The 23,640-nt window shown below is 59.6% G+C and carries 30 protein-coding genes; 5 read left to right on the top strand and 25 right to left on the bottom strand.

All coding sequences use genetic code 11. The features are described 5' to 3' along the window. Nucleotides 1-29: 29 nt before the first annotated feature. The 24 genes from EPZ47_RS06060 to EPZ47_RS05945 all read right to left on the bottom strand — a co-directional run bounded on the left by EPZ47_RS06060 (nucleotide 30) and on the right by EPZ47_RS05945 (nucleotide 16,473). A complete protein-coding gene (locus EPZ47_RS06060) occupies nucleotides 30-1,526 on the bottom strand; it encodes a phage tail sheath subtilisin-like domain-containing protein (protein ID WP_135843961.1) in 1,497 nt (498 codons plus the stop codon). Next, nucleotides 1,526-1,708, bottom strand: a complete 183-nt coding sequence (locus tag EPZ47_RS06055) for a DUF2635 domain-containing protein (protein ID WP_039594435.1) — start codon at nucleotides 1,706-1,708, stop codon at nucleotides 1,526-1,528. The genes EPZ47_RS06060 and EPZ47_RS06055 overlap by 1 nt, the downstream gene beginning before the upstream one ends. After that, the gene (locus tag EPZ47_RS06050; RefSeq protein ID WP_135843960.1) at nucleotides 1,705-2,271 is read right to left on the bottom strand and encodes a phage tail terminator protein; all 567 of its coding nucleotides are present in this window, start codon (nucleotides 2,269-2,271) and stop codon (nucleotides 1,705-1,707) included. The genes EPZ47_RS06055 and EPZ47_RS06050 overlap by 4 nt, the downstream gene beginning before the upstream one ends. Before the next feature lie 159 nt (nucleotides 2,272-2,430). Beyond that, the gene (locus EPZ47_RS06045) at nucleotides 2,431-3,447 is read right to left on the bottom strand and encodes a contractile injection system protein, VgrG/Pvc8 family (RefSeq protein ID WP_135843959.1); all 1,017 of its coding nucleotides are present in this window, start codon (nucleotides 3,445-3,447) and stop codon (nucleotides 2,431-2,433) included. 9 nt (nucleotides 3,448-3,456) lie between these two features. Further along, the gene (locus EPZ47_RS06040; RefSeq protein WP_135843958.1) at nucleotides 3,457-3,669 is read right to left on the bottom strand and encodes a tail protein X; all 213 of its coding nucleotides are present in this window, start codon (nucleotides 3,667-3,669) and stop codon (nucleotides 3,457-3,459) included. Continuing rightward, on the bottom strand, nucleotides 3,662-4,045 hold the full coding sequence (locus tag EPZ47_RS06035) for a phage tail protein (protein WP_135843957.1): 384 nt from the start codon (nucleotides 4,043-4,045) through the stop codon (nucleotides 3,662-3,664). The genes EPZ47_RS06040 and EPZ47_RS06035 overlap by 8 nt, the downstream gene beginning before the upstream one ends. Next, nucleotides 4,045-6,099 (bottom strand): phage tail tape measure protein, encoded by a 2,055-nt coding sequence (locus EPZ47_RS06030; RefSeq protein ID WP_135843956.1) that lies wholly within the window; start codon nucleotides 6,097-6,099, stop codon nucleotides 4,045-4,047. Before EPZ47_RS06030 ends, EPZ47_RS06035 begins: the two co-directional genes overlap by 1 nt. A gap of 128 nt (nucleotides 6,100-6,227) precedes the next feature. Further along, nucleotides 6,228-6,794 (bottom strand): phage tail assembly protein, encoded by a 567-nt coding sequence (locus tag EPZ47_RS06025; RefSeq protein WP_135843955.1) that lies wholly within the window; start codon nucleotides 6,792-6,794, stop codon nucleotides 6,228-6,230. Nucleotides 6,795-6,954: 160 nt separating this feature from the next. After that, nucleotides 6,955-7,461, bottom strand: a complete 507-nt coding sequence (locus EPZ47_RS06020) for a phage major tail tube protein (RefSeq protein WP_135843954.1) — start codon at nucleotides 7,459-7,461, stop codon at nucleotides 6,955-6,957. Continuing rightward, nucleotides 7,461-8,627 (bottom strand): phage tail sheath protein, encoded by a 1,167-nt coding sequence (locus EPZ47_RS06015; RefSeq protein WP_135843953.1) that lies wholly within the window; start codon nucleotides 8,625-8,627, stop codon nucleotides 7,461-7,463. The genes EPZ47_RS06020 and EPZ47_RS06015 overlap by 1 nt, the downstream gene beginning before the upstream one ends. Before the next feature lie 2 nt (nucleotides 8,628-8,629). After that, nucleotides 8,630-8,857 carry a hypothetical protein gene (locus EPZ47_RS06010; RefSeq protein WP_135843952.1) on the bottom strand — a complete coding sequence of 76 codons (228 nt, stop codon included), beginning with the start codon at nucleotides 8,855-8,857 and terminating at the stop codon, nucleotides 8,630-8,632. 85 nt (nucleotides 8,858-8,942) lie between these two features. After that, nucleotides 8,943-9,200 carry a tail fiber assembly protein gene (locus EPZ47_RS06005; RefSeq protein ID WP_135843951.1) on the bottom strand — a complete coding sequence of 86 codons (258 nt, stop codon included), beginning with the start codon at nucleotides 9,198-9,200 and terminating at the stop codon, nucleotides 8,943-8,945. A gap of 9 nt (nucleotides 9,201-9,209) precedes the next feature. After that, nucleotides 9,210-9,830: a hypothetical protein gene (locus EPZ47_RS06000; RefSeq protein WP_135843950.1), complete on the bottom strand. Its 621-nt coding sequence runs from the start codon at nucleotides 9,828-9,830 to the stop codon at nucleotides 9,210-9,212. A 25-nt stretch (nucleotides 9,831-9,855) separates the two neighbouring features. Continuing rightward, entirely contained in the window at nucleotides 9,856-10,386 is a 531-nt protein-coding gene (locus EPZ47_RS05995) for a hypothetical protein (RefSeq protein WP_135843949.1), read from the bottom strand. After that, a complete protein-coding gene (locus tag EPZ47_RS05990; RefSeq protein ID WP_135843948.1) occupies nucleotides 10,383-11,027 on the bottom strand; it encodes a phage tail protein I in 645 nt (214 codons plus the stop codon). Before EPZ47_RS05990 ends, EPZ47_RS05995 begins: the two co-directional genes overlap by 4 nt. After that, entirely contained in the window at nucleotides 11,024-12,019 is a 996-nt protein-coding gene (locus tag EPZ47_RS05985; protein WP_135843947.1) for a baseplate J/gp47 family protein, read from the bottom strand. Before EPZ47_RS05985 ends, EPZ47_RS05990 begins: the two co-directional genes overlap by 4 nt. Beyond that, nucleotides 12,016-12,348: a phage baseplate protein gene (locus EPZ47_RS05980; RefSeq protein WP_134923008.1), complete on the bottom strand. Its 333-nt coding sequence runs from the start codon at nucleotides 12,346-12,348 to the stop codon at nucleotides 12,016-12,018. Before EPZ47_RS05980 ends, EPZ47_RS05985 begins: the two co-directional genes overlap by 4 nt. 11 nt (nucleotides 12,349-12,359) lie before the next feature. Then, nucleotides 12,360-12,971 (bottom strand): phage baseplate assembly protein V, encoded by a 612-nt coding sequence (locus tag EPZ47_RS05975; RefSeq protein ID WP_135843946.1) that lies wholly within the window; start codon nucleotides 12,969-12,971, stop codon nucleotides 12,360-12,362. 3 nt (nucleotides 12,972-12,974) lie between these two features. Further along, complete coding sequence (locus EPZ47_RS05970) at nucleotides 12,975-13,487, bottom strand: hypothetical protein (protein WP_135843945.1); 513 nt, start codon at nucleotides 13,485-13,487, stop codon at nucleotides 12,975-12,977. Between the two features lie 36 nt (nucleotides 13,488-13,523). Beyond that, nucleotides 13,524-13,874, bottom strand: coding sequence for a phage holin family protein (locus EPZ47_RS05965; protein WP_135843944.1), 351 nt, complete (start codon nucleotides 13,872-13,874; stop codon nucleotides 13,524-13,526). 68 nt (nucleotides 13,875-13,942) lie between these two features. Then, a complete protein-coding gene (locus EPZ47_RS05960) occupies nucleotides 13,943-14,524 on the bottom strand; it encodes a DUF642 domain-containing protein (RefSeq protein WP_135843943.1) in 582 nt (193 codons plus the stop codon). Nucleotides 14,525-14,562: 38 nt separating this feature from the next. Then, the gene (locus EPZ47_RS05955) at nucleotides 14,563-14,721 is read right to left on the bottom strand and encodes a Com family DNA-binding transcriptional regulator (protein WP_135843942.1); all 159 of its coding nucleotides are present in this window, start codon (nucleotides 14,719-14,721) and stop codon (nucleotides 14,563-14,565) included. A 128-nt stretch (nucleotides 14,722-14,849) separates the two neighbouring features. Continuing rightward, nucleotides 14,850-15,278, bottom strand: a complete 429-nt coding sequence (locus tag EPZ47_RS05950) for a DUF2147 domain-containing protein (protein WP_135843941.1) — start codon at nucleotides 15,276-15,278, stop codon at nucleotides 14,850-14,852. A 460-nt stretch (nucleotides 15,279-15,738) separates the two neighbouring features. Continuing rightward, nucleotides 15,739-16,473, bottom strand: a complete 735-nt coding sequence (locus tag EPZ47_RS05945) for a LexA family transcriptional regulator (RefSeq protein WP_135847955.1) — start codon at nucleotides 16,471-16,473, stop codon at nucleotides 15,739-15,741. 753 nt (nucleotides 16,474-17,226) lie between these two features. Here EPZ47_RS05945 and EPZ47_RS05935 point away from each other — a divergent pair. From EPZ47_RS05935 to fdxA, 5 genes are all read left to right on the top strand, one after another. Next, complete coding sequence (locus EPZ47_RS05935) at nucleotides 17,227-17,583, top strand: DUF6124 family protein (protein WP_135843939.1); 357 nt, start codon at nucleotides 17,227-17,229, stop codon at nucleotides 17,581-17,583. A 322-nt stretch (nucleotides 17,584-17,905) separates the two neighbouring features. Beyond that, nucleotides 17,906-18,631 carry a zeta toxin family protein gene (locus tag EPZ47_RS05930; RefSeq protein ID WP_135847954.1) on the top strand — a complete coding sequence of 242 codons (726 nt, stop codon included), beginning with the start codon at nucleotides 17,906-17,908 and terminating at the stop codon, nucleotides 18,629-18,631. Next, on the top strand, nucleotides 18,628-18,795 hold the full coding sequence (locus EPZ47_RS30180) for a hypothetical protein (RefSeq protein ID WP_178084238.1): 168 nt from the start codon (nucleotides 18,628-18,630) through the stop codon (nucleotides 18,793-18,795). The genes EPZ47_RS05930 and EPZ47_RS30180 overlap by 4 nt, the downstream gene beginning before the upstream one ends. A 266-nt stretch (nucleotides 18,796-19,061) precedes the next feature. Then, nucleotides 19,062-21,629: a DNA mismatch repair protein MutS gene (gene mutS, locus EPZ47_RS05925; protein ID WP_167310214.1), complete on the top strand. Its 2,568-nt coding sequence runs from the start codon at nucleotides 19,062-19,064 to the stop codon at nucleotides 21,627-21,629. 141 nt (nucleotides 21,630-21,770) lie between these two features. Further along, entirely contained in the window at nucleotides 21,771-22,094 is a 324-nt protein-coding gene (gene fdxA / locus EPZ47_RS05920) for a ferredoxin FdxA (RefSeq protein WP_014336809.1), read from the top strand. A gap of 493 nt (nucleotides 22,095-22,587) precedes the next feature. Here the strand turns inward: fdxA and rpoS are convergent, their stop codons facing one another. Further along, nucleotides 22,588-23,595 (bottom strand): RNA polymerase sigma factor RpoS, encoded by a 1,008-nt coding sequence (gene rpoS, locus EPZ47_RS05915; protein ID WP_003198289.1) that lies wholly within the window; start codon nucleotides 23,593-23,595, stop codon nucleotides 22,588-22,590. Nucleotides 23,596-23,640: the final 45 nt, after the last annotated feature.

Below are 23,640 nucleotides of genomic sequence, written 5' to 3'. Positions count from 1 at the left end.
GGGCTGAGTTCATACGATTGACGCAACCTTCAGGCGGCATCGTCGTATTGCAGGCGGAATTGATTGAGCAGCGCGAACACCCGCAGGCCGTTGATGTAATCCGGCGGGAACAGCACGTTGACCCGGCTCGGGTCCTGGCTATCGCGCTCGACGATCAAGTGCTCGGCAAACAGCTCGGCATTTTCCACGTGGCCTTCCAGTTCGAGCTTGGCGTACTGGGCGATCAGCTCACCGCGAATGGTGCTCGGCGTCACGATGGGTTGGCCGGCGCCAAAACGGGTGCCGTCGGAGGCCAGTTTGTGGCGACCGTACTTGCTGGTGATCACGCTTTGCAGACGCCGCACGATGAACGCCGACTGGTGCATGGTTTCGCTGTCCAGGTAGGAGTTGTCAGCCTGGCCAAAGGCGTTTTTCTGATAGGTGGTGATGGAACGCTGGATACGTACATAACCGCCTTCGTAATAAGCCGTGGCGATGCCGTAGTTGAGCAGCGACTGACGCTCGGTCAGGGTGAAACGTTCGCTGGCCGGGGCCGGATCCAGGCCCGGCAGGCTGCCGCTCTGGGTCGGACGGCTGGCGTCGGCGGAGATGAACACCGCAGTGCGGGCGGCCAGTGCGGCGGCCTGGACCCAGAACGGTTGCGGTACGCCCAACTCCAGGGCCTGGATGGTCATGTGCTGGTCGTTACGCGCCTGACCGGCCGCCACCAGGGTGCCGATGCTACCGCGCTTGGCGCTGTAGACATGGCCGAACAACTGCTTGGCCCAGGACCAGCGACCGGTGCTGTCGTCCATGACTGCTTGCCAGGTGTTGAGGCTCGCCAGATCAGACCATGGCATGGCGATGAACTCGAACGGTTCGTCGCCCAGGGCCGCGACGGCGGCGGTCTGGTCCGGCACACCGGCGCCACCGGTCATGGCGGTGACAGCCGTGGTCAGGCCTGCCGGGGTGTCTTCGCCGTTGCTCTTGCCCAGGCGATTGAATTGCAGGCCGATGTCGTTACCACTGTCGCCGGTCCACTTGGCGCTGAGGGTCACCACGCCTTCGGCGGCCACCGCGGTCACCGGCAGGTCGGCGGCGGCGTTGATTTTCAAGGCCAGCGCGGTGGCGGCTTGAGCGGCCGTCGCACCATTGACGATGGCCGCCTGAACGCGCACGCCGCCCACGTACAGGTTGAGCACACCGCTTTGAGTGGCGGCGCCGGTGAGGGTCAGCACGCCTTGTGCGATGGCCCCTGCGGTGTTGTGCAGCGGCAGGCACCAGATCTCACCCAGCGGGTCAGTCTTGCGCCAGGTTTCATACATCGAGGCGAGCATCGAGCCCTGCCCGCCGATGCTCTTGGCCAGCGCGACGCTGGACACCAGCACCAGTTTGCCGACTTCGGCCGGGGCGACGTTGTCGTTGACCTGGGCGACGATCAACCGGCGCATGGCCGACGACGCGCTATTGGCGGCCGAGTTGTCCATTTCGGCGTAGAACAGCGGAACACGAATGTCCGCGGGAATGTTGCTGAATCCGATCGCCATTATTTGGCTCCCTGTGGTTTTGCCGCTTTCACGGTTTTGGTGGTGATATCGCCATCGGCCAGACGGCGACGCCACCAGGCGTTGTCCGGCACTTCACGGCCTTCGAGGGGCAACAGATCGCCCGCTTCCGGGTCCGGTACGGCACGGCCCGGGGCCGGCAGCACGGTGATGCGTTTGCTCATGGGGTTACGTCTCCAGAGAAGGTCAGTTCCACGCGCCCATCGGGGCCGGGACGTTTCAGGTTGGGGTCCGCCGGGTCGATGGCATCGACCCGCACGGTGGCCCCGGTAAAGGACGACAAGCCGTCCAGCTCACGTTCGTGCCAGCTTTCGGCAGGCTGGCTCGCCAGGTTGCGGCCCAGCTGGTACTCGGCGAAAAAGCGCAGCCGGTACAACACACGGCTGCTGTTGATGGAAACCAGCTCTCCACCGTCGTATTCGATGCCGGTGTAATCGCCACCGGGTTTAAACCCCACCAGCGCCCGCCACAGCTCGGCCCGCAGGTCGTGCAACTGATCCAGCGCTGTTGTCGCGTCGGTGGAGTCGAGTATCAGGGTCACTTCGAAGCGGTCCCGGATCGCTTGCCGGGTGGCGTTTTGCGCAGCGTTTGCACTGGCCAGATCGTTGATCGGCACTACGTAGGCGCAGGGGGTTTGCAAGGTGGCGAGGTCAGTGCCCGCGGCCACGCGATTGGCGAGCGCAGGGCATTGCTCACGCAGCTGCGTGAGGATCGGCGTGATCTTCATGGAGGGCTCCAGTGATATGAAAGGCGCAGGCAGTCGGAAAACTGTGGGAGCGAGCTTGCTCGCGATAACGGTCTGACATTCGAAATTGAAGTCGACTGACACACCGCTATCGCGAGCAAGCTCGCTCCCACAGAGTTCGCGGTGTTTGAGGGAGTGGCGTCAGGCCCTGGCATCCAGGCAGGTCGCGTCAATCTCGCAGCGGTAGCTTTTTTCCCGGTCGCCGCTGGCGGTGACTTTGTCGATCGACCAGCGACCGCGCATGAAGTCCGGCCAGGAGGGGTCCAGCAGCACGATGCCTTCAGCGGACAAGCCCGGGTTGCCTGGGCAGCCGATCTTCACCTTGAGGGCCTCGCGCATCATCCGCCGTACCTCGCCTTCACCGGCGGCGCGGGCGTCGTCTGCGCTCTGGAAACGTTGGCGCAGGGTCTTGAACGGCGCGAGACCGCTCTCCTCGACGCGCACTTTGCCGCCCGCCGCATCCCACCAACTGGTCTTGCAGCCCTGGTATTTCGCCCGGGCGGTTTCCTCCAGCTTGGCCGAGATAAAGGCGTTATCCCCCGGGCGATTATTGCTGGTCACCGACAGCTTTATCTCTGGCAGCACCTTGCCCGACAACGACTTCGCCTGACCACGCCGAGCCAGCACATACAACTCGTTGACCGGCTTGGCGACGGCGTCGTAACGGTGGGCCAGGCGCGTCAGGAACCCCATGTCGGTCTCGTTGGACTGGTCGATGTGCTCGATTTTTATCAGCGACAGGTCCGGCGCTACCCGAGGAGAAAAACCGTGCCTGGAGGTCAATTGCCGAAACAGCGCACCCAGGGTCGTCGGGCCGTGGCTGGCGGATCGGCGTTGTTTGAACCCGGTCTGGTCCGCCGCACTGAACGGCGCCGCCATGGCCACCAGGACAAGCTGCAAGGGAAACAGGATCGGCGTGCGTCGGGTAATGACGAACTCGCCTTTATCCACCAGCCCCGACTCCAGGTAACCAACCCGCAGACCGATTTTTCCGCCCAGGCTGGGCAACCCTTCAAGCCCGTCCAGACTGATCGTCAGCGTCAGTTGATCGGACTCGATCCCCGCCGCATCGACGTGCGTCCACTTGAGCAAGCGCTCGTTGAGCAGTGCAGCGTTCGCACCGTAAATTTCCACCGCAGGTGTGAAACCCAGTGACATGTTGCCTCCTTAATCCCAGGCCGAAACCGGTGTGGGTGCGACAGGTTTGAGATCCACTTCCGGCAGGATCACCCACACCCCTGCCGGCAATACCGGGCCCCACTCGGCCAGCCCCGGATTGAGCAGCCAGAGCGCCTCTTCGGCGGCATCGTCACAACGCTCCAGCTCGCGGTACAGCAACAGATTCACCGAATCACCGGCGATGCTTCGAACCCTACGCATTGGCGAACTCCGTTAATTCAATCACCCAGCCGACCACCATCGCGGTGCCGTCATCAATGATCTCCGTCTGGGTTTCCGACACCTTGTTGATCTGCCACAACCCCCAGTTGCGGCCGATGCCGTCAACCAACGGGACAGGAACGCGTTGCGCCTGCAATGCACGCAATTCATCGAGACGATCCATGGCAGTCGCGTACATCGACTTGCCCGTGATCGTCAGCCCTTGCAGGCCTTGGCCGACCTGGCTGGACTTAGGTTTGCTGGTGAGGATGTCGATGCTCTTCCAGCCACCGTCCGAGGTGCGTACCAGGGAGTGATAGGCGAAGTTTCTGGACAGGCCGAAAATGAAGCTGCCCAGTGCCATTTGTTGACGCATCACGTACCTCCGTCGGTCAGGGCCGCATCACTGCGCATGGCGAGTGTGTTGGGCATGGTCGTTAAGCCGAATTGGCCCGAGAGCTGCTGCACCACCAGGTTGGCCAATTGACTGGCGCTGGCCTGGTCCTGACCGTTGATGTAGATGTTTGCGGTCATGGTGTTCTGTGCCGTGGAGGTCTGGGCATTGGTCAGCGCTTTGGCGGCCTGGTCCGGAGGGGGGAGCTTGTCGGCGGGCGTGGCGAGTTGGTCACCCAGCCAGGAGCCCGACTCTCCACCGATCCAGCTGCCGGCCAGCCCGCCAACGACCGCGCCAAGTGCTCCGCCAATGGCGGTGCCGAGGGGACCGAAAAAAGTACCGACAGTGGCTCCGGCGGTAGCGCCTGCCGACGCCCCTGCCCAGCCGCCGCCAGCGGTTCCGAGGCCAGCGCCGATCATCCGGGCATCGCCGTTCATCGCGCCTTCGACCACCTCGGGGGCGGCACTCAGTGCGAATGCTCCAGGTATAAAGCGGGTAAACGAGCGCAACGAAGCACTCATGCCGCGCAAGACACCGCTGGAGCTCGCCCCTGCTTCAACTGTCGCAACGCTCGCTGTCCCCAACACTCGTTTGGCCGCTTGGTTGCTCAGCTCATCCGTGACCGCCTTGAGCAACGCACTCACCAGCGGTTTGATCGCTGCGGCAACCAGCACAATTGCAGCGGTGGCTTTAGGTGAGGACTCAGCCAATTCACTCATGCCATCGGCCAGCGAACCCAACGCCTGAAGCGAGCTATCCGCCACAGGCGCCAAGGCATTGCCCGTGGCCACCGATAGACGATCAGCACGTGCACCCAAGACATTCCACTGGCCTTGCTGGGTATTCGACAGCGCCAACGCGTCCTGCCTGACCGAGCCCTTATCACCCAACTGCGACGTGGCGTATTGGGCCGGGTCTTTCACTTGTCCGAAGGCTTCATTCACATCGGCCAGTTTCTGCGCCATGCGCAGCACCGCTCCATCGCCATTGCTAAATAGCGTGGCGGCAAGGGCCGAGCGTTTTTCGGCCGGCTGCGCGTTCAAGGCCGCGAGCACCGTCATCACCGTGCCAGACGTCGTGTCCTTGTCACGCAAGCCGCTCGCCACCGCGTTCGGTTCCAGGCCCAGTTGCTTCCAGGCCGCTTGCTCGGTGGCAGAGGCCTGATCCCCCTTGCCCAGGGCAGTCGTGAAGTTATCAAGCGCCACGCCGGCTTCAGCCTGTTGCGTGCCGGTATTGAGCAATGCCGCCGTCAACGCTGCCGCTTGCGCAGGAGCCAGGCCCGCCGTCGTCGCAGCCGCACCGTCACGCTGCAAGACGGCGCCTATGTCTCCCGGTTTCGCTCCACCGGGGATCTTGCTCAACTGGTTGATGGCATCCGCCAGGTCAAAGGCTTGAGCGCCGCTGAGCTTCATGGAGGTGCGCCAGCCGACCATCATCTCGGCGACTTCCATGGCCGGTTTTCTGAACGCCGATGCAGTGACGCCAACATCACTGGCAAAGCGCAACAGTTCGAACTGTCGGTCCGATGCATTGGGGAGATCGCGACCGATGCCAGCACTGGCTGCCAAGCTTTCGATTCTCACCAGATCAACCGCTTTGGTCCCCCCGGCCGCCACCAGCGGAGCGCTGGCGATGCGCTGAGTGGGCTCCGCCATCTCTGCGATTTGACGAGGTGAAAATTGACCCGCCTGCTTCAAATCGGCCATGGCCGAGTCCATCGCTATCGCCGGTTTAAGCAGCTCCGGCGGTTCGATACCACCTGATTTACCCTTTGGCTCATTGGCCGACTCAGCCTTGGCAGCGGTTCCTACTGCTCGTTGTGCCGAAAGTTTCACGGTCAACGACTCAATAGCGGTGGTCAGCAGACCGAGCTTGAGCCCGACGTTTTCCAGCGCCAAGTTGAGGCCAGACAGCTGATCCCTGGCGGACGTGCCCGAGCCTTGTGCTGACACACCACTCGTGAGGCTGGTATTACCGAACGCCAGCCCACTCTCATTGAAGGCTGCGTATTTGAGCGAATATCTATCGTCCGCCATCCCGCTCTACTCCTGTTTCACGCCAAGGCGAGTGATCGCGATGTCGTAACGGCGCAAGGCCTTGCCGGCGTCCCACTCCAGAATTTCCGCCTCACTTACCGGGTAAATGAGCGGCACCACATCGAGGATTACTTCGATGTCGCGCTCCGAAAGTAGTCCGCCGGTTTGTTTAAAAAATCGTCGATGCGCACCTGAAGTTGCGTCCAGTCGGGCACGCTCAGCAGGCCGAGATCGGGAATCATCAGGCCGGTGCAATGGGCGGTGATGAACTCGGCGCGTTCCTTGGCCGTCTTCAGTTTCTTCATCGCCTTGGTCGCGCGCAGCACCGGCATTTCCAATGTCAGCGACGTCAGGCTGCGACCCGCCACGCTCAGCGGTTGCAGCAGTTGCACCTGGTCGGGGTCGGCCTGTGGGTCATCCAAAAAGTACGACGCCGGGCGCGTGGACATGTCGTGCACGTACTGGGCAATGCTGACGTAGTCCGGGCGTTTGAGCTGATCCAGCTCCTTGGTCGACAGGCCGGTGGCCAGTTTGGCCAGTTCGAAAAACTGCTCGTCTTCATCATCGCCGGCACGGGCCAGGGCGTCTTTCTGCGCGGCGTAGAACAAGGGTTTGAGTGGGAGCTGCTCGATCTGCGACTCGTCGTCAGCGGTGATCGGCGACAGCAGGACGTGAACAGGAGGCGTCCAGGACATGAAGTGAATTCCTTGGTGGATCATGGAGGGCGAGCCCCTTGTGGGAGCGGGCTTGCTCGCGAAAGCGGTGGGTCAGGCAACTTCGATGTTGAAGCTGATGGCCTCTTCGCGAGCAAGCCCGCTCCCACAGGAGGTCTGCGTTCAGCTGGCAGGCCTTGGTTTAAGGCAACAACACCGCACGACGCGCATCACCGAGGATGTCGACACCGTTGAGCACGAACTTCTGGGTGCGCACATCGATGTCGATCACCGGAACGCCGTTTTCCAGGCGGTTGTAGGTGCGGCAGGACAGCTCAAGGTTGGTCTTGGGCTTCTCGGTCATTTTCAGCGGGGTTTCCTCGAGGGATTTCAACTTGCCGCCGACCGTGTGGTAGGTGAACCAAGTGTTGCCATCCTGATCCTGGCCGGCTTCACGCACGTTCAGCAGAATGTCGTCGCCCACGCTCACGCCCAGTGCCAGCATGATTTCCGGGCCGAGACCTTGCAGCGTCAGCTTGGCCGTCAGCACCTTGCCGCCCTTGGCCATTTCCTCGCCAATGAAACGGCCGCCACGCATCTCTTCCATCTCGAATTCGATCTTCGGCGGGGTGAAATCTTCCACCGTCGCCGACAACGGCAGGCCTTGCAGGGTGGCCGCGATGGCCTGTCTTACGCGGTTGGTAAACATTAGAGAACGTCCTCCAGGAACTGCTCGATGATTTCATCGCGGGCATTGAGTTGATAAATCATGTGTTCGTTCGGCGCATAGCGGCCGTAGTCGATGACCACGTACCAGGTGCCGTTCTTGTACTTCTCGACGCTGTTCAATTCCGGGTGCAGGTACACGCTGCCACCGGGGATGGTTTCGTCGGCGACCAGGGTTTGCAGCCAGTCGTTGATGCGCTTGACCTCCTGGTCCATGAACGACTTGGTCAGGTTCTTGGCCATGGCCTTCTGGCCGGCTTTCACCAGCTTGCGGCTGATGGCATCTTCCAGGCCGACGTAGCTGATGAACTTGCCGGTGATGGAGCGGTTGCCCAGCAGCGAGAAGCCGCCGAGGATGGTTCGGGCGTAGTAGCTGACGCCGTAGCGGTTGAGCAGATCGCCTTCGGTGGACGTGTCGAGGATGTTGTATTCGACGGTGCGCGAGACATCTTCGGCGTAGGTCACCTGGTTGCCCGGGCTCTCCCATTGCTTGACCTTGGCCAGCGCGGCGATGGCCAGACTGGAAGGCGCCAGGAAGACGTTTTTCTTCGCTGCTTTGGAGTACACCGCCGGCATGTTGTGCACCACCAGGCAACGGTCAAAACCGAGGTCGGCGCCGCCCAGTTCCTGGCTGTAGCTCACTTGATCAGCGACCGAGGCGTCCTTGCCGTCGAGCACCACACGCGCCTTGATACGCTTGCCGAACGAGGCGAACTCACTGGCCACCGCCTTGGTGCCGGTGAAGCCCGGTGCGCCGATGATGGTCAGGTCTTCCGCGACTCCACTCAACGCCGCCAGGCCGAGCTTGCGACCGGTCTGCGCCTCGATGCCGCCGATCACATTGTTCTGCGTGTCGGCCAGTGTCGCGCCTTCCTCGACGATAACCACGTAGACCGGCACCTTGACCACTTTGAGGATCTGGTAGACCGCCTGGAACAGCGTCCCCGCCTCGGCACCGGTCGGGTCCAGCTGGGCCTGGGTGGTGAAGCTGTTGATGCGGAACGGGGTGTTTTTCGGAATCAGCAGGTTGGCATTCGGCGCGGTGCCGACCAGCCCGATGACGTTATCACCCAGACCACCCATGGCCTCGGGAGATTCAGTGGCATTGACGGTAATGCCGTTATGCTCGAAGTTCAAAACCTCAGCCATGGTTATTCAGCCTTCTTGGCAGCGGCCTTTTTGGCCGGTTGAGTTGGGGTGGCTTGCATGTCGACAGCCTGTTTGTGTACCGCCAGGACGCTGGTCAGCTCCAGGCGACCGGCACTGCGCAAGGCATTGGCCTCGACATCCAGCAGTTCGAGTTCCTGGCCGGTGCTCGACCAGTGGCCGCCGCCGGTAGGGAATGGCAACAGCACGGTGTATTGCTTACGAATGGGCATCTACGGGTTCTCCAGACGCGAAAAACACAAAAGCCCCATCACGGGGCTTATTGCGGGCGAAAAAAAACCGCTGTCGCGGTTGGGGTTACTTGACGAAGGTCGGTAGCACGGGCCAGACCAGGTTCGATGGATCCTCGATCTGCTCGGGGATATCCCGCAGGGCTTGGCGGTAGGCCTTAACCTCAGCGCGCTGTGCGTCTGTCGCTGGGTAGTCCGGCAGTTGAGTGAAATCCGTGTCCCGCAGAAGCTGGTTGCGACGGTTGCGAATGGCAGCCCATTCGATTTCACGCGACGGTACGGCGAGTGGAATTTCAAGCGTATCAGCGTTGGATATATCAGACATGTTCGTTCCTTAACTGAAGACAACGGTTTCGGCCAAGGACAATTTGGTGCTCAAGTCGCCCAGATTGAACAATCGACCATTGCCCACCCGCATCGTGTCGATGCGCACGGTGGTGTAGTAAATATTGGGAACCAGAATCCGCATGACAATATTGCCGTTTGCATCGACATAGACAGTGGGGGTCATATTCCCGAAGGTCGAGACATTTTGCAGGACCCGCGTAGGCTGATAGCAATACCCCACCAACGTCTCGTCGATTATCTTTGCCGTGCCGTAGCTGTACCCCTTTATGTTGAACCAGAACATCTCCGAATTGACATTGATGTTAAGAGGCACTTTGAAATGCATGTACACGTTTGCGCTGGCGCCCAGGTTGGTGGAGACAAAATCACCCTGTGCCGTGGCGCCATAGACGCCGCCAGTCCCGTAAACATGTCCTTGCAGTACGTTGCGGCGGATTGTGCCAAGAGCGTTCGGATCCCCTTCCACATCCTTCAGGCTTCGCCACTCATTGAACTGGGTCAACGCCGTGGCCATGGTCGTATTGATACTGCCGATCTTTCCATTGACCACTGTGGTCAAGTTATTAGCCGCTGTCACCAGCGACGCGATAGTGGTTTCCAGACTCACGTTTCAAGTTCCTTGTGCTATTGATTTATTTGGCTTCAAGCGTCATCACCCGAAACATCAGGCCGACATGTCGCGCCATATTGTCGATATTGGCAGTCGCCAGGGTGGCGATTTCCTCGCTCAACAGGATGTTCAAATCGTCAGACCCAACCACCACCGTGACGCTTTGCGCTGGCAGCGGTGAGATATCCAGCGTGAACTTTTGCAACACGCGCGCTGCAGCGGCTTTGTAAGTCAGCAACTTTCCAGCCACTGAGTACACCGCTAGCAGCGTGCCGGTGGAGAGATAAAAACCGAATTCACCGATCTCGTATTCATCAGGCCCGTCGAACAGGGCAGCCATTCTCAGTTGCCCTGGATCGAGGTCTTCGTAATCCACGATCGCCACACGCTGCCGCTCATCGCGAAGCGCCGTTTCCGATCCATTGGGATCGTAGCGAGCGGTGCCAGCACCGATGTGAGTGATCTCACCTTTCAAGCCTTGGTTCTTTGCCTGCAACACTTCTGCCAGGCCGGCGGAAGTGAAGCGAACCAAGCGCGTAATGTCTTCTGTCATGGCTGCGCCTTGAGGTCGTAATCGTTAATGGTGTAGCGCTGGGAAATCCCAATGCCAATAAGCCGCGTACCGAGTTCAAGTACCGGCAGTGCCCCGCACAAAAACAGCTCACCGTCGATCAGCGGCCCGTGCAAAACTGCCGCCGCTGCCAAGCCACCGCGCGTTTGATGCACGAGGGTGATGGTGGCTTGATCGCGCTCGCTCTTGGCTGCATTGATTCGCTTTATCAGGCGATTGTGATCACCACTGGCCCAACCTTGGCCGATGATGGCTTGCACATCAAAGGTGTAGGGATGGGCATGGGGTTGCTGTTCATACCAGGAGGTGACGTGGGGCGTGAATCCCAGAGACTCGACAGCGTGGTTCAAAGCCTGGCGAGTGCCGGCCTGACGCTGGATCTGCCAGGACAGTGAAACCGTCAGACGTTTTTCCAGATCGCTGGCTCCCGCATCCCACTCGCTGACGCCGCGGTCCGCCGCCAGATATGGCAAGAAGGCGGACGGGGTCTGGCTCGCGTTCATCAACTCGGGAAACGGCGGGTCAATGCGATCGAGCAACCGACCAAAACCCAGATCAAGCGCCCTTTCCAGCGCCGAACTGTTGGCCGGCAGCAGGCTTTGGCGAAGTGTGTCGTCACTCATAACGTATCCACCTCGACCTCGACACCCGTGCAGTACGGGGCTTGGAAAGCCGTCGTCACAATCGGCGCCAGCGGTTCGAGAATCTGCAGTTGAACTGCGCCCGCGCTGTGCAACGTGTAGTCGATCCAGCTCGGGTCCACCCGACCTTCCAGGCGGTGACAGGCCTCGGCGTACGCCTGTAATTGCTGCTCTGCGGCAACTTGGGTCAAACCCGAATCCGGACCGGCATTGATCTTCGCCACGACACGGATTTTGTAGGGTTTGATTTGCGCGGCCTGAACGATGACCAGGTCGGTTTCCGGTCGCACATCCGGCCGGGCGAAATGCTCGCGAACGCCGTCAAGCAGCGCCTCGGACGGTGTGCCATTGCCCTCTCGGGACAGCACCGTGACCGTGACTTCGCCCGGCGCGGTGCGGCGTCCGTTGCCGTCCTTGATCTGCGCCGCGTATCCATCCGGGTCGAAGGTATAGGTGACCGTCACCACGCCCGCTGCCGCGTTTTCCACCTTCACGGCAGGCCGTTCGCCCAGGGTGAAGATCTCCCGCCGATACTGCATGCGCGAGCCAGCCGCCGGGGCATGCGGCGCCAGGTAGTAGCGCAAGCGGGCGTCATCATCGCTCTCGTAGACCGGTAGGATGGGCGGGAAAGCCGCCGGATCGCCCGGGTCGAGCAGTTGACGCTCAAGGCCCATGTCCGCGAGACGGGCATCGAGGTTGGTGCCGGTGGCCCACCACGCCAGCATCTGCTTGATGCGAGCGTTGTATTTGCGTTCGTGGGTTTGCAGCCGGACACAGAACGCCTCAAGGGCCAGGGTCAGCAATTCGCTTTCGTTTTCCAGGCTGTCCACCAGCTTGGCCGCGCTCTCGGGAGAGCGTGCGCCGACGTACTCGACCACGAAGGTCTTGAATTCGGCGAGCAGATCCTCGAACGCTTCGACGGTGACGATGGCCGGTTCGGCCAACTGGTTCTGGCCGGGTATTAACATGCTCATGTCACCACCTCGAAAGTCTGCTTGCGGTTTTTCCAGGTGCCGGCGAAGCGCAACAACAAGCCGGCGCCGTGTCGGCTGGCGACAATGACCTGCGGCTCGAAATCAGCGATGCCGTTTTCCTGGTTGTAGAACGCTTGGGCCGCATGGCTCTGGGCGAGAATCAGCAAGTCATCGCCGAGGTTCTGCCCAAGCAATTGCGTGAGTGCGCAGCCATACAAAGGGCGCTTCTGGCGAGTGCCCAACGGCGTGGTCAACGCCCGAGTGGCGCGCTGGACAAATTGCAGCCAGTCGTCGACCGTGGCGCCGGAATTTCGATCGATTCCAATCATGGGGAAATCTCTTATGCGGTACTGATGACGCGTCCCTGGTGATCCACCACCGGGCCGCTCAGGTGCACACCGGAGGCGTCGAGCCGAATGCCGACGGCGCCGACCTGCAATTCAATGGCCTCGGGCGTCATCGCCAATCTCGACGGGCCAATGCTCAACTCAAGGGATTCACGGGAACCGGTGAATGCCGCCGGACCGTTTTGCCAGTGCAGGACATGGCTGGCGTGGTCGTAGCCGTTTTCCGTGCCGTCCTGATACCGGCGACGGGTCAGCGAGGCCTGGGTCGAAACGGGCGGGAACTGTCCACCGTTGAGGCCGAACAACGCCACCGACTGCCCACCGCCCTCTCCGCCGCCATGGTTCAACAACAGGCACTGCTCACCGACGGAGGGAATCCGCGACTCGCTCTGGGCGCCGGCGCTCGGGTTGAAAAAACGGATCGCCGGGGTGAGCAGCCCGCCATGACTGACCTTGCAGGTGTTGCTGGCCGCATCGACTTCCTGGCAGACGCCGATGCGACAGAAGCTCTCCGCACGTCGATGCAAGTCTTCCAGCTCGGTTTCCATCTCGGCCAGACGCTCGATGATCGGCCCCAGATGCATCCGTAACAGCGCATCGAACATGGGTCAGGCCTCGAGTGTGGTGTATTGATCCGGGTCGTCGATGTTCGAGACTTCCCAGGTACGGGCAAATTTCGGGATGCCCAGCGGGTCCTCCAGCAGCATCGGGCCGAGATAGAGTGTTTGGATAAATGAAAGGGTCCAGGCGGTGTACGCCCGAGCTTCGTGGGTGAACGCGGATGCGATACCATCGATCTCCGTGGGCAGATCGCATTGATCACCCGACAGCCCCCAGCGGTTATCCACGACCAGGTGTTTCAGCTCACCGGCCAGATCGCACGCCTCCCATCCCGCAACGGCCATGACCACTTGCAGGGAAACCGTCAGGACATGGGCGATACGCCCGTCGTTGGCGCGGTTGCCTGATGCATCACGTTCAATGGCAATCAGCACCCAGGGCTGGTCGTCGGTGCCATCGAAATCCTGAGGGCTGCCGATTTTCAAAGTGGGGTAAGTGGCGCGCAGCGTCTGGGCAATGGCGGCGAACAGCTGCGACGGTTTTTCGATAAGGACGGGCATTGATCGCCTCCTTGTGTATGGATCAACGATGTCGATTCATGGCTGGTCGGGAGGAACGTCCCGCGGTGGCACTTCGCAAACGCCAATCCGCTTGGCGACCCAGCGCTCGTAAAGACCGATAGCCACATCGGCACCGGCCATGGCGGTCAGGCAACCCAGGGCGCAAGCACTCCAGATCGACATGCCGAGGGCATACAACAACATGGTTGCCGAAACCCCGCAGACCACGCAGGCACCGGAGCGCAGGGCCAGGCGACGCAGCAGCGACCAGCCACGGGCGCCCTCCTTGTCAGCACGCCACATCTCGCCGGACACCCCACCCACCAGGGCGAGCACGATGACCAGCCAGATCGGCATGTCCAGCAACGCTTGTTGCTCGTTTGTCATGTCACGCCTCCTGGGGGGTGATGGATGAATGCTTGGAGTCGACGGGGCTTCGCAGGACAATCGTTGGTTTACAGTGGCTCAACGCTGACGTTGTCGATGAAGGCGAAGTGGGCGTAAGGGTTCTGCTCATTGGAGAACGCCAAAGTCGTTTGGGTCGAAGTGGCCGTGAAGTCATACGTGACGGTGCTCCACTCCACGGCGGTACCTTTGGCCGACGGCGTGTTGAAGGTGACACTTTGCCCCGCCACCTTGACCTGGATGGTGCCGTCGCCGGAGCGGCTGGCGTAGCGCGAATTACCCGCGCTGAAGGTCAATCGATACTTGGCGCCGACTGCGGTGGCGAAGTTCTGCTGGATACCACCGCCGTTGCCGTAGACATAATTGGCCAGGTCGATAATCACAACGCCATCCGCAGCCACGGAACCCCCGATCGAAGCGGGCATATTGAAGTACTCGGCGCCGGACAGAAACGTCGTCCAACCGGTGATGAAATTGGCTTTCGCCGGGGTATCGAGGATGCAACTGCCACTGCAGCCTGGCTGTTCGAAGCTACCGTTGACCAGAAGGTTGGCGGCGCTCGCGTTGCTCCCAACACCGAGCAGCGCAATGGATAGCAACAGCGGGGCAACGTATTTCTTGAAACGACTCATGATTCACCTCTTGAGTTATTGATTGATCGCGCGGTTGATCAACAGCGCTCATCTCGCTCTCTGGCGATCACTCGAGGCTCAAGGGCCTTCACATGATTCAACGTTCCACATCGGGAACATTTGATCTGGAGTTCGGTGTTCTCGCCCATGCGGGCCAGAAGCCTTTTGCAGCTACCGCATCTGAAATCCTTCAGCATTGAAAGCCCTCCCATTGGCGGCGGTTTGAAGTGCCTCATGGCACAGGCATTCCAAAAAGCCCGGTTGCCCAGGCTTTTCAGTAATACGTCTGATCTTTCGACGTGCCTTTAATGGAACTGGGTTGGCGTCACTTTGGAGCAGCGCAGGTCGCGCCTTTGTAAGTCATGGTGTAGGTGTAGTGCCTGTCCCACGACAGCGGCAGCGCGCTGGGTGCCGACCATTCCGCGTAGTTACCCGACATTGAGCCAGCAACCACCAATTTACCCATGGCAATGGTGGCGAGATTATTGGCACTCCCTGCGCCTGGCATTGGCACACTCCCATTCCATTGGAGATCGTCCCCGTTCTGGAACCATGCGCCCTTCCAGCCAGCCTGCGAGCTCGAATACCAGGTATTGTCCGCTTTGAAACAGATCGTCTGGTTGGCATAAAAACTACCGCCCGGAACATGGTAGGACGCAAATTGCCACGAACCGACAGGGGACGTTTCAGCCAGCGCATGGGCGACCTGGGCCGCCAGGACGGCTGCGATCAGAACACTGAATAGTTTTTTCATTGATCTACTTCCTTCAGGTAATGGTTTTTGGGGCGTTGATACAGAGGCATTCCAAAAAGCCCGGTTGCCCAGGCTTTTCAGTAATGCGCTTGATCTTTCGGCGCGACTGGCGCGGTACGGATCCATTCAAATTGTTCCTCCGGCCGCGGTCCCTGCCCGCCAGATAACTGTTTCTGGTGCTTTACGCTGCACACCCGGGTCAGTTGCCAACCCTCTGAACCGTTAAGGCCGGTTCATCGCTGCCTGTTGGTGGAACTAAAGAGCTTTGTTGCCAGCCGCTTTGTCGAGCGGCTTGGACACAGAATATGCATCAATGCATATACAGTCAATGCGTAAATGCATTAATTTATGCATAACGGATGCACTGACGCATCGACAGCCAGTGAACACAGGGGGCAGAGGATTTTCAGAGGCGAAAAAAAACCCGCACGGCGGCGGGTTTTATCTGACAGCGGAGGGGTTAGCGGGCGTACATGCCCCACCAGAAGACGTGGCCGAGGATGACGATTTGCTCATCCTGCATTTCCTGGAAGGTGTAGTCCTCATCCGGATGCTCGTCGCGATTGAAACTGCGCAGGCGGATGCCAGTGGGCAGGCGGTAAAGCTGCTTCACCCGCAGTTGGCCGTTGTGGTTGATGGCATAGAGGTCGCCGTCGACGATGTCGCCGATCCCGCACTTGCCCGCGTTCACCCCGACCGTGGCCCCGTCGCGCAGCACTGGCAACATGCTGTTGCCGCGCACCGTCACACATTTTGCCTGGTCGAACTGCACGCCGTTATGGCGCAGGCTACGCTTGCCGAAGCGCAGGCTAGAACGCTCGCTTTCCTCGATGACGAATCTTCCTGATCCAGCAGCCAATTCAACCTCACGCAGAAAAGGGACCGACACCTCGTCTTCCTCGACGGGGGTATCGTCATCCCACAGGCTTATGTCCTTGAGTTCGGAATGCGGCTCGTCGCGGCGGGCGCTGCCAATAGGCACAACGTCCGCGCGCCCGCGCAACTGGTCGGTGCTCACCGCGAAGTATTCGGCGATCTTCGAGATGTGTTTATCCGAAGGATCGACGATCTTGCCGCTGAGGATCCGGGAGAGGGTGGACTGAGGCACGCCGGTACGACGGTGAAGCTCCGTAGGGGAGATCCCGTGCTGATCGAGCAATGCTCTTAATACGGTAGAAACGTTGCGTTTTTGCATAACGCGCATGATGCTTGTTCTTTTTGCAGAAGACAAATGCTGTTTTGCATAAGCGTGCATATCGACGACGAACTGCTTCCCTCCTACATCAACGCAAGCTGAACCACCGCTATCGCGAGCAAGCTCGCTCCCACAGGGGATTTGGGGTGCATGCGATGTCTGTGAACACCTCGGTAAAACTGTGGGAGCGGGCTTGCTCGCGAAGACGGCGGCACATTCAACGCCGATGCACGCTGTCCTCAGCACTCTCGCTGGCTACGTAGGGCGGCCAACTTGTGTGAGCGCTTCGCGCTCAAGCGGGAGCAAGCTCCCTCGCCACGGACTCAATCCAACGCTCAAATGAACGGTGTTGCGACCAAGCGTCATGTCTTCCGACACTTGGGAAATTCCCCCTACAACCTCGTGGGAAACGGCCCAACCCAGCATCCTTCAAATGTGCGACACGAGGCTACGTCGCCTTGCGCCTCTGCCTACAACTACGCCAGAATCCGCCGGCTTGTCCACCTTGGATCCCATCGGTACTTTTGATCCTGTCACTGCCCATCAGTGATCGGGTTTAGTAGCCCGGCATTCCAAGACGAACATTGCTCTATTCAGCCAGGTATTTCTTACCTACGCTCAATGGTAGCTGTGCGCAGGGCGCCCTCGGGCGCGCCGGTTTCTTGGATCCCCGGTCTACTAACCTGCGTACAGCTGCCGCCCATCTCGTTTAGTAGCGGATTGGTAGTGGCTCCAACTTAAGGATCCAAGACTATGACCAAACCAACTCCGAATCCCCCTGAAAAAGACCATACATCCCGCAGCCAATCGGCCAACGCCAAGAAACTCGACGACGCGGCCACTCGTGCCCTGGACTATTACCTCAAACCCAAAGCCGACAAAGAAACTGGCTACACACCCGACACCCTTTTCGTCATCGCCCCTAACATCGACGCCGAATGCCTACTCGCCAACCTCAGCGAAACCCTGGCCTCGGCCAACGCCATGGTCAGTGATCTGGCGTTCGATATGGAGGGCTCGCGACGGCATATCGCGCTAGGGGTCCAGCAGATGATTGAGCTGGGGCAGTTGCTGGCGAATCGGGCGTTGGATGTAGTTGAGCCGAGGTAGGCATTCATGATGTGGGCCGAGGTAAAACAGGCCCGACTTAAACAGAAACAAAAAACGACCATGTGTGTAGCCATACTGTTCACTTGAGCAAAACGATGAACCTGTGGCGAGAAAGCTTGCTCTCGCGGGGCTGCGCAGCAGCCCTTTTTTATGAGCGCTTCGCACTCAAGCGGAAGTAAGCCCCCTCGCTACGGCTTTACCGACTTCCATAAATGGGCAGCACTAGGCATAACGTGGTCTGGCATAGCTCGGTTCAAACAATAGGTATCGTCGAAAAGGAGTTGGATTGATGACGGAGGACGCCGATACACGCAACCAGGTAATGACCTCAGCAGACCAAGCCGTTTGTGAAGACGCATTGCGCTTCGCTAGATCCAATAAAAAAGCAATCGCAAAGCGACTCACAGATAAGGTGCTTTATCCGCCAGAAGAGGCGCCGGTATCAGTTTTCATGGCGGGCTCTCCAGGCGCGGGTAAAACCGAGGCATCAATAGCTTTGGTGAATCTATTTACAGATACCGCCATCCTACGCATAGACGCTGATGAACTGCGAAGCGAATTTCCTACTTACGCGGGGGCAAATTCCTGGCTTTTTCAGGGCGGTGTATCGATTCTGGTCGATAAAATGTTGGATTTTGCGTTGGATCAACAGCAGTCCTTCATCCTTGATGGAACGTTTTCTAACATAGACGTAGCAAGACGGAACGTAGACCGCTCCTTGAAAAAAGGGCGATTCGTACAGATTTTGTATGTATATCAATCGCCTGTGCTTGCTTGGGAATTCGTCAACGCTCGCGAGGCGGCCGAGGGTAGGAGGATCCGCAAAGAACATTTCATCAAGCAATACTTCGCCGCACGTGACGTAGTGAACGCCCTTAAGCTAGAGTATCGAGGTGACGTCCATGTGGATCTATTGCTCAAGCATATCGATAATTCGGGACGACTTTACAAAGCTGGTGTCGATAAAATTGACTACCATATCCCTGAGCAACACACGCGGGCCGACCTAGAAGCCACGCTCGAGCCATCATCAGGAGGGCACCTATGATTTCGATCAAGCTAGGCTTGTCCAAAGGAGCCAAAAGCACCTTTGCCGATTTTATCCGTAATGCAAAGTCGGACCAAAAGAAGCGTGTTTATGGCGAGGTTTTGACAGAGGCTACCAAGCAGCAGAACTTGGTGATGATGCAGGCCGAGGCTAAACGAGCCTGACATCAAGATTTAAGGAAAGCCCGACCACGTGTCGGGCTTTTTTGTTGCCTGGCTCATGCCTCGTAAAAGATTGTTCACCACATGCCGAAAGGAAAAGACCTGGGGCCAGAAATCCAGTCTGATCAAAAACAATCGAAGACACTCATCCCTGGGTCCCCCTCGACCGCCCATGTTAACCTTGCGCCCATCGCGGAAAAGCCGGGCCAATGCCCCTCCTTTTGCCCCACACCTTTCAACGAGCTTCCCTGACACCCATGAATACAGCCGTGAACGACCTGTCCTCCCATACGCCGATGATGCAGCAATACTGGCGCCTGAAGAACCAGCACCCCGATCAGCTGATGTTCTACCGCATGGGCGACTTCTACGAGATCTTCTACGAGGATGCGAAGAAGGCCGCCAAGTTGTTGGACATTACCCTGACGGCGCGTGGGCAATCGGCGGGCATGGCGATTCCGATGTGTGGGATTCCTTACCACGCGGCGGAAGGTTACCTGGCGAAGCTGGTCAAGCTCGGTGAGTCCGTAGTGATTTGCGAGCAAGTCGGCGACCCGGCCACCAGTAAAGGGCCAGTGGAACGCCAAGTCGTACGGATCATTACGCCGGGCACGGTCAGTGATGAAGCCCTGCTGGATGAACGCCGGGACAACCTGATCGCCGCAGTCTTGGGCGATGAGCGCCTGTTCGGCCTGGCCGTGCTGGACATCACCAGCGGCAACTTCTCGGTGCTGGAAATCAAGGGCTGGGAAAACCTGCTGGCAGAGCTGGAGCGGGTCAATCCGGTGGAACTGTTGATCCCGGATGACTGGCCCAAAGACCTGCCGGCAGAAAAACGCCGTGGCGTGCGACGTCGGGCGCCGTGGGATTTTGAGCGCGACTCGGCGCTGAAAAGTCTCTGCCAGCAGTTTTCCACCCAAGACCTCAAGGGCTTCGGCTGCGAAAACCTGACCCTGGCCATCGGTGCCGCCGGCTGCCTCTTGGCCTACGCCAAGGAAACCCAGCGCACCGCCCTGCCCCACTTGCGCAGCCTGCGTCACGAGCGCCTGGATGACACGGTGGTGCTGGACGGCGCGAGCCGCCGCAACCTGGAGCTGGACACCAACCTGGCCGGCGGCCGCGACAATACCCTGCAATCGGTGGTCGACCGCTGCCAGACCGCCATGGGCAGCCGCCTGCTCACCCGCTGGCTGAACCGTCCGCTGCGTGACCTGACGGTGCTGCTGGCGCGCCAGACTTCCATCACCTGCCTGCTGGACCGTTATCGCTTCGAGCAACTGCAACCACAGCTCAAGGAAATCGGTGACATCGAGCGGATCCTGGCCCGTATCGGCCTGCGCAACGCCCGTCCCCGCGACCTGGCGCGCCTGCGCGATGCCCTCGGCGCCCTGCCCGAGCTTCAGGTGGCGATGACCGACCTCGAAGCGCCACACCTGCAGCAACTGGCGCGCACCACCAGCACTTACCCGGAACTGGCCGCGCTGCTGGAAAAAGCCATTATCGATAACCCGCCGGCGGTGATCCGCGACGGCGGCGTGCTGAAAACCGGCTACGACGCCGAACTCGACGAGTTGCAATCGCTGAGCGAAAACGCCGGTCAGTTCCTGATCGACCTCGAAGCCCGGGAAAAAGCCCGCACCGGCCTGGCCAACCTCAAGGTCGGCTACAACCGCATCCACGGCTATTTCATCGAGTTGCCGAGCAAGCAGGCCGAACAGGCCCCGGCCGACTACGTTCGTCGCCAGACCCTCAAGGGCGCCGAGCGTTTCATCACCCCGGAGCTCAAGGCGTTCGAAGACAAGGCGCTGTCGGCCAAGAGCCGCGCCCTGGCCCGGGAAAAGATGCTCTATGAAGCGCTGCTCGAAGACCTGATCAGCCAACTGCCGCCATTGCAGGACACCGCCGGCGCCCTGGCGGAACTGGACGTGCTGAGCAACCTGGCCGAGCGGGCGCTGAACCTGGACCTCAACTGCCCGCGCTTTGTCAGCGAGCCGTGCATGCGCATCAGCCAGGGTCGTCACCCGGTGGTCGAGCAGGTACTGACCACGCCGTTCGTGGCCAACGACCTGAGCCTGGACGACAACACCCGCATGCTGGTGATCACCGGTCCGAACATGGGCGGTAAATCCACCTACATGCGCCAGACCGCATTGATCGTGCTGCTGGCCCACATCGGCAGTTTCGTGCCGGCGGCGAGCTGCGAATTGTCCCTGGTGGACCGGATCTTCACCCGGATCGGCTCCAGCGATGACTTGGCCGGCGGGCGTTCGACCTTCATGGTGGAAATGAGCGAAACCGCGAACATCCTGCACAACGCCACCGAACGCAGCCTGGTGTTGATGGACGAAGTCGGGCGCGGCACCAGCACCTTCGACGGCCTGTCCCTGGCCTGGGCGGCGGCCGAACGGCTGGCGCACCTGCGTGCCTACACGCTGTTCGCCACCCATTATTTCGAACTGACCGTGCTGCCGGAAAGCCAGCCGCTGGTGGCCAACGTGCATCTCAACGCCACTGAGCACAACGAACGCATCGTGTTCCTGCACCATGTGCTGCCCGGCCCGGCCAGCCAGAGCTATGGCCTGGCGGTCGCGCAACTGGCCGGTGTCCCCAGCGAAGTGATCAGCCGGGCCCGCGAGCACTTGAGCCGCCTGGAAACCACCAGCCTGCCCCACGAAGCGCCGCGCCCAACCAAAGGCAAACCGGCTGCACCGCAGCAAAGCGACCTGTTCGCCAGCCTGCCCCATCCGGTGCTCGATGAACTGGCCAAACTTGATCTGGACGACCTGACCCCACGTCGGGCACTGGATTTACTCTATACATTGAAGACACGGATCTAACGCACAAGCTTTCAAGCTGTTAGAATCTCGCGCGGTTTGGGATGCTGCGGGCTATTAGCCTGGTTCGCAGACTATCCTCCCGAACCTGGCGACCCCACCGTGAAGGGGCTCCGCTGCCGCCGCCTGAGGAGAGAATTAGAAATGACCTTCGTCGTCACCGACAACTGCATCAAGTGCAAGTACACCGATTGCGTAGAAGTCTGTCCGGTGGACTGCTTCTACGAAGGCCCGAACTTCCTGGTCATTCACCCGGACGAGTGCATCGACTGCGCCCTGTGTGAACCGGAATGCCCGGCGAACGCCATTTTCTCGGAAGACGAAGTGCCAGCCGGCATGGAGAACTTCATCGAGCTGAACGCCGAATTGGCGGACATCTGGCCGAACATCACCGAGAAGAAAGACGCGCTGCCGGACGCCGAAGAGTGGGATGGCAAGGAAGGCAAGATCGCCGACCTCGAACGCTGATCCTCTCGGCGTTCCTCGAAAAGGCCCCTTGCGGGCCTTTTTGCTTTTCCAGGCTCAAGAAATCGCAGGCAAAAAAAAGGGGCGGTTTGACCCGCCCACATTTTTTCCCTAATCCCTTTGGTCCTTTTCATCGTCCTGATGAATCGCGTCCTGCGATGTCCTTCCTCCCCATCGTCCATGACAGGTGTGTCTGTCCGTCGACACAGGACTGATATTAATATCTTCCCGAACGAGCGCAATTCGCCTGCCAGCGTTGCCTTACCCTGTCACGCTACGTTCATCAAAGAAAAATTCTTTATTAATCAATGCACTACAAAAACAGGACAACTTTAATAGCCGTCCATCCCTTCGTTGGAAAACCGATCGCTTACGCAACACTAGGCAAAGGCTTACAAGCTGAAACTACAAATAGAGCCGGACTGGAAAACAGTCACCGCAGAAACGAAAAAGCCCCGAACCAGTCGGGGCCTTTTCTGCTGCGCCTGCGTTCGAGTTACTGGAACAGCGACTCGCTCGACAGGCCATTTTTCTCCAGGATCTCCCGGAGACGCTTGAGACCTTCAACCTGGATCTGTCTCACCCGCTCACGGGTCAAACCAATCTCCAGGCCTACATCTTCAAGGGTGCTGCTTTCATGACCGCGCAAGCCGAAGCGGCGAATGACCACTTCCCGTTGCTTGTCCGTAAGTTCCGAAAGCCACTGGTCGATACTCTGGGACAAATCATCGTCCTGGAGCAGCTCGCATGGGTCCGTGGGTCGATCATCGGTCAGGGTGTCCAGCAGGGTTTTGTCCGAGTCCGGCCCCAGCGAGACGTCTACTGAAGAAACCCGTTCGTTGAGCCCAAGCATTCGCTTGACCTCACCTACCGGTTTTTCCAGCAGGTTGGCGATTTCTTCGGGTGAGGGTTCATGGTCGAGTTTTTGGGTCAACTCACGGGCGGCCCGCAGATAGACGTTCAGCTCCTTGACCACATGAATCGGCAACCGGATGGTCCGGGTCTGATTCATGATCGCCCGTTCGATGGTCTGGCGGATCCACCAAGTGGCATAGGTCGAGAATCGGAAGCCTCGCTCAGGGTCGAACTTCTCGACCGCGCGAATCAAGCCCAGGTTGCCCTCTTCGATCAGATCCAGCAGCGAAAGCCCACGATTGACGTAGCGTCGGGCGATTTTCACCACCAGGCGCAGGTTACTTTCAATCATGCGTTTTCGACCGGCCGGGTCGCCACTTTGCGACAGACGCGCAAAATGAACCTCTTCCTCGGGGGAGAGCAACGGCGAGAAACCGATTTCGTTAAGGTACAGCTGAGTGGCGTCGAGCGCCCGGGTGTAATCGATGTACTTATGTTGTTTAAGTGAAGCGGAGTGTTTGGATTTGGCACGAACGGAAGGTGGAGTCGCCCCTTCATCATTCGACATCGAATCCATAGCGATGCCGGTCTCCATAAGGAGAACCTCATCGTCGATGTCAAACTCCGGCACTTCTTTACTGAGAGCCATTGTTATAGTCCTTTGGTGAGTTCGACCTCAAGCTCAAGCGACGCC

This window comes from Pseudomonas viciae (assembly GCF_004786035.1).
GTDB classification, from domain to species: Bacteria; Pseudomonadota; Gammaproteobacteria; order Pseudomonadales; family Pseudomonadaceae; genus Aquipseudomonas; species Aquipseudomonas viciae.
Note: the sequence above shows the minus strand (reverse complement) of the source record. Positions and strands in the feature narration are given on the sequence as shown.

Excerpts from the sequence above, each read along its gene's own strand:
- EPZ47_RS06060 (WP_135843961.1), bottom strand. The coding sequence starts at position 1,526 with ATGGCGATCGGATTCAGCAACATTCCCGCGGACATTCGTGTTCCGCTG.
- EPZ47_RS06055 (WP_039594435.1), bottom strand. The coding sequence starts at position 1,708 with ATGAGCAAACGCATCACCGTGCTGCCGGCCCCGGGCCGTGCCGTACCG.
- EPZ47_RS06050 (WP_135843960.1), bottom strand. The coding sequence starts at position 2,271 with ATGAAGATCACGCCGATCCTCACGCAGCTGCGTGAGCAATGCCCTGCG.
- EPZ47_RS06045 (WP_135843959.1), bottom strand. The coding sequence starts at position 3,447 with ATGTCACTGGGTTTCACACCTGCGGTGGAAATTTACGGTGCGAACGCT.
- EPZ47_RS06040 (WP_135843958.1), bottom strand. The coding sequence starts at position 3,669 with ATGCGTAGGGTTCGAAGCATCGCCGGTGATTCGGTGAATCTGTTGCTG.
- EPZ47_RS06035 (WP_135843957.1), bottom strand. The coding sequence starts at position 4,045 with ATGCGTCAACAAATGGCACTGGGCAGCTTCATTTTCGGCCTGTCCAGA.
- EPZ47_RS06030 (WP_135843956.1), bottom strand. The coding sequence starts at position 6,099 with ATGGCGGACGATAGATATTCGCTCAAATACGCAGCCTTCAATGAGAGT.
- EPZ47_RS06025 (WP_135843955.1), bottom strand. The coding sequence starts at position 6,794 with ATGTCCTGGACGCCTCCTGTTCACGTCCTGCTGTCGCCGATCACCGCT.
- EPZ47_RS06020 (WP_135843954.1), bottom strand. The coding sequence starts at position 7,461 with ATGTTTACCAACCGCGTAAGACAGGCCATCGCGGCCACCCTGCAAGGC.
- EPZ47_RS06015 (WP_135843953.1), bottom strand. The coding sequence starts at position 8,627 with ATGGCTGAGGTTTTGAACTTCGAGCATAACGGCATTACCGTCAATGCC.
- EPZ47_RS06010 (WP_135843952.1), bottom strand. The coding sequence starts at position 8,857 with ATGCCCATTCGTAAGCAATACACCGTGCTGTTGCCATTCCCTACCGGC.
- EPZ47_RS06005 (WP_135843951.1), bottom strand. The coding sequence starts at position 9,200 with ATGTCTGATATATCCAACGCTGATACGCTTGAAATTCCACTCGCCGTA.
- EPZ47_RS05995 (WP_135843949.1), bottom strand. The coding sequence starts at position 10,386 with ATGACAGAAGACATTACGCGCTTGGTTCGCTTCACTTCCGCCGGCCTG.
- EPZ47_RS05990 (WP_135843948.1), bottom strand. The coding sequence starts at position 11,027 with ATGAGTGACGACACACTTCGCCAAAGCCTGCTGCCGGCCAACAGTTCG.
- EPZ47_RS05985 (WP_135843947.1), bottom strand. The coding sequence starts at position 12,019 with ATGAGCATGTTAATACCCGGCCAGAACCAGTTGGCCGAACCGGCCATC.
- EPZ47_RS05980 (WP_134923008.1), bottom strand. The coding sequence starts at position 12,348 with ATGATTGGAATCGATCGAAATTCCGGCGCCACGGTCGACGACTGGCTG.
- EPZ47_RS05975 (WP_135843946.1), bottom strand. The coding sequence starts at position 12,971 with ATGTTCGATGCGCTGTTACGGATGCATCTGGGGCCGATCATCGAGCGT.
- EPZ47_RS05970 (WP_135843945.1), bottom strand. The coding sequence starts at position 13,487 with ATGCCCGTCCTTATCGAAAAACCGTCGCAGCTGTTCGCCGCCATTGCC.
- EPZ47_RS05965 (WP_135843944.1), bottom strand. The coding sequence starts at position 13,874 with ATGACAAACGAGCAACAAGCGTTGCTGGACATGCCGATCTGGCTGGTC.
- EPZ47_RS05960 (WP_135843943.1), bottom strand. The coding sequence starts at position 14,524 with ATGAGTCGTTTCAAGAAATACGTTGCCCCGCTGTTGCTATCCATTGCG.
- EPZ47_RS05955 (WP_135843942.1), bottom strand. The coding sequence starts at position 14,721 with ATGCTGAAGGATTTCAGATGCGGTAGCTGCAAAAGGCTTCTGGCCCGC.
- EPZ47_RS05950 (WP_135843941.1), bottom strand. The coding sequence starts at position 15,278 with ATGAAAAAACTATTCAGTGTTCTGATCGCAGCCGTCCTGGCGGCCCAG.
- EPZ47_RS05945 (WP_135847955.1), bottom strand. The coding sequence starts at position 16,473 with ATGCAAAAACGCAACGTTTCTACCGTATTAAGAGCATTGCTCGATCAG.
- EPZ47_RS05935 (WP_135843939.1), top strand. The coding sequence starts at position 17,227 with ATGACCAAACCAACTCCGAATCCCCCTGAAAAAGACCATACATCCCGC.
- EPZ47_RS05930 (WP_135847954.1), top strand. The coding sequence starts at position 17,906 with ATGACCTCAGCAGACCAAGCCGTTTGTGAAGACGCATTGCGCTTCGCT.
- EPZ47_RS30180 (WP_178084238.1), top strand. The coding sequence starts at position 18,628 with ATGATTTCGATCAAGCTAGGCTTGTCCAAAGGAGCCAAAAGCACCTTT.
- fdxA (WP_014336809.1), top strand. The coding sequence starts at position 21,771 with ATGACCTTCGTCGTCACCGACAACTGCATCAAGTGCAAGTACACCGAT.
- rpoS (WP_003198289.1), bottom strand. The coding sequence starts at position 23,595 with ATGGCTCTCAGTAAAGAAGTGCCGGAGTTTGACATCGACGATGAGGTT.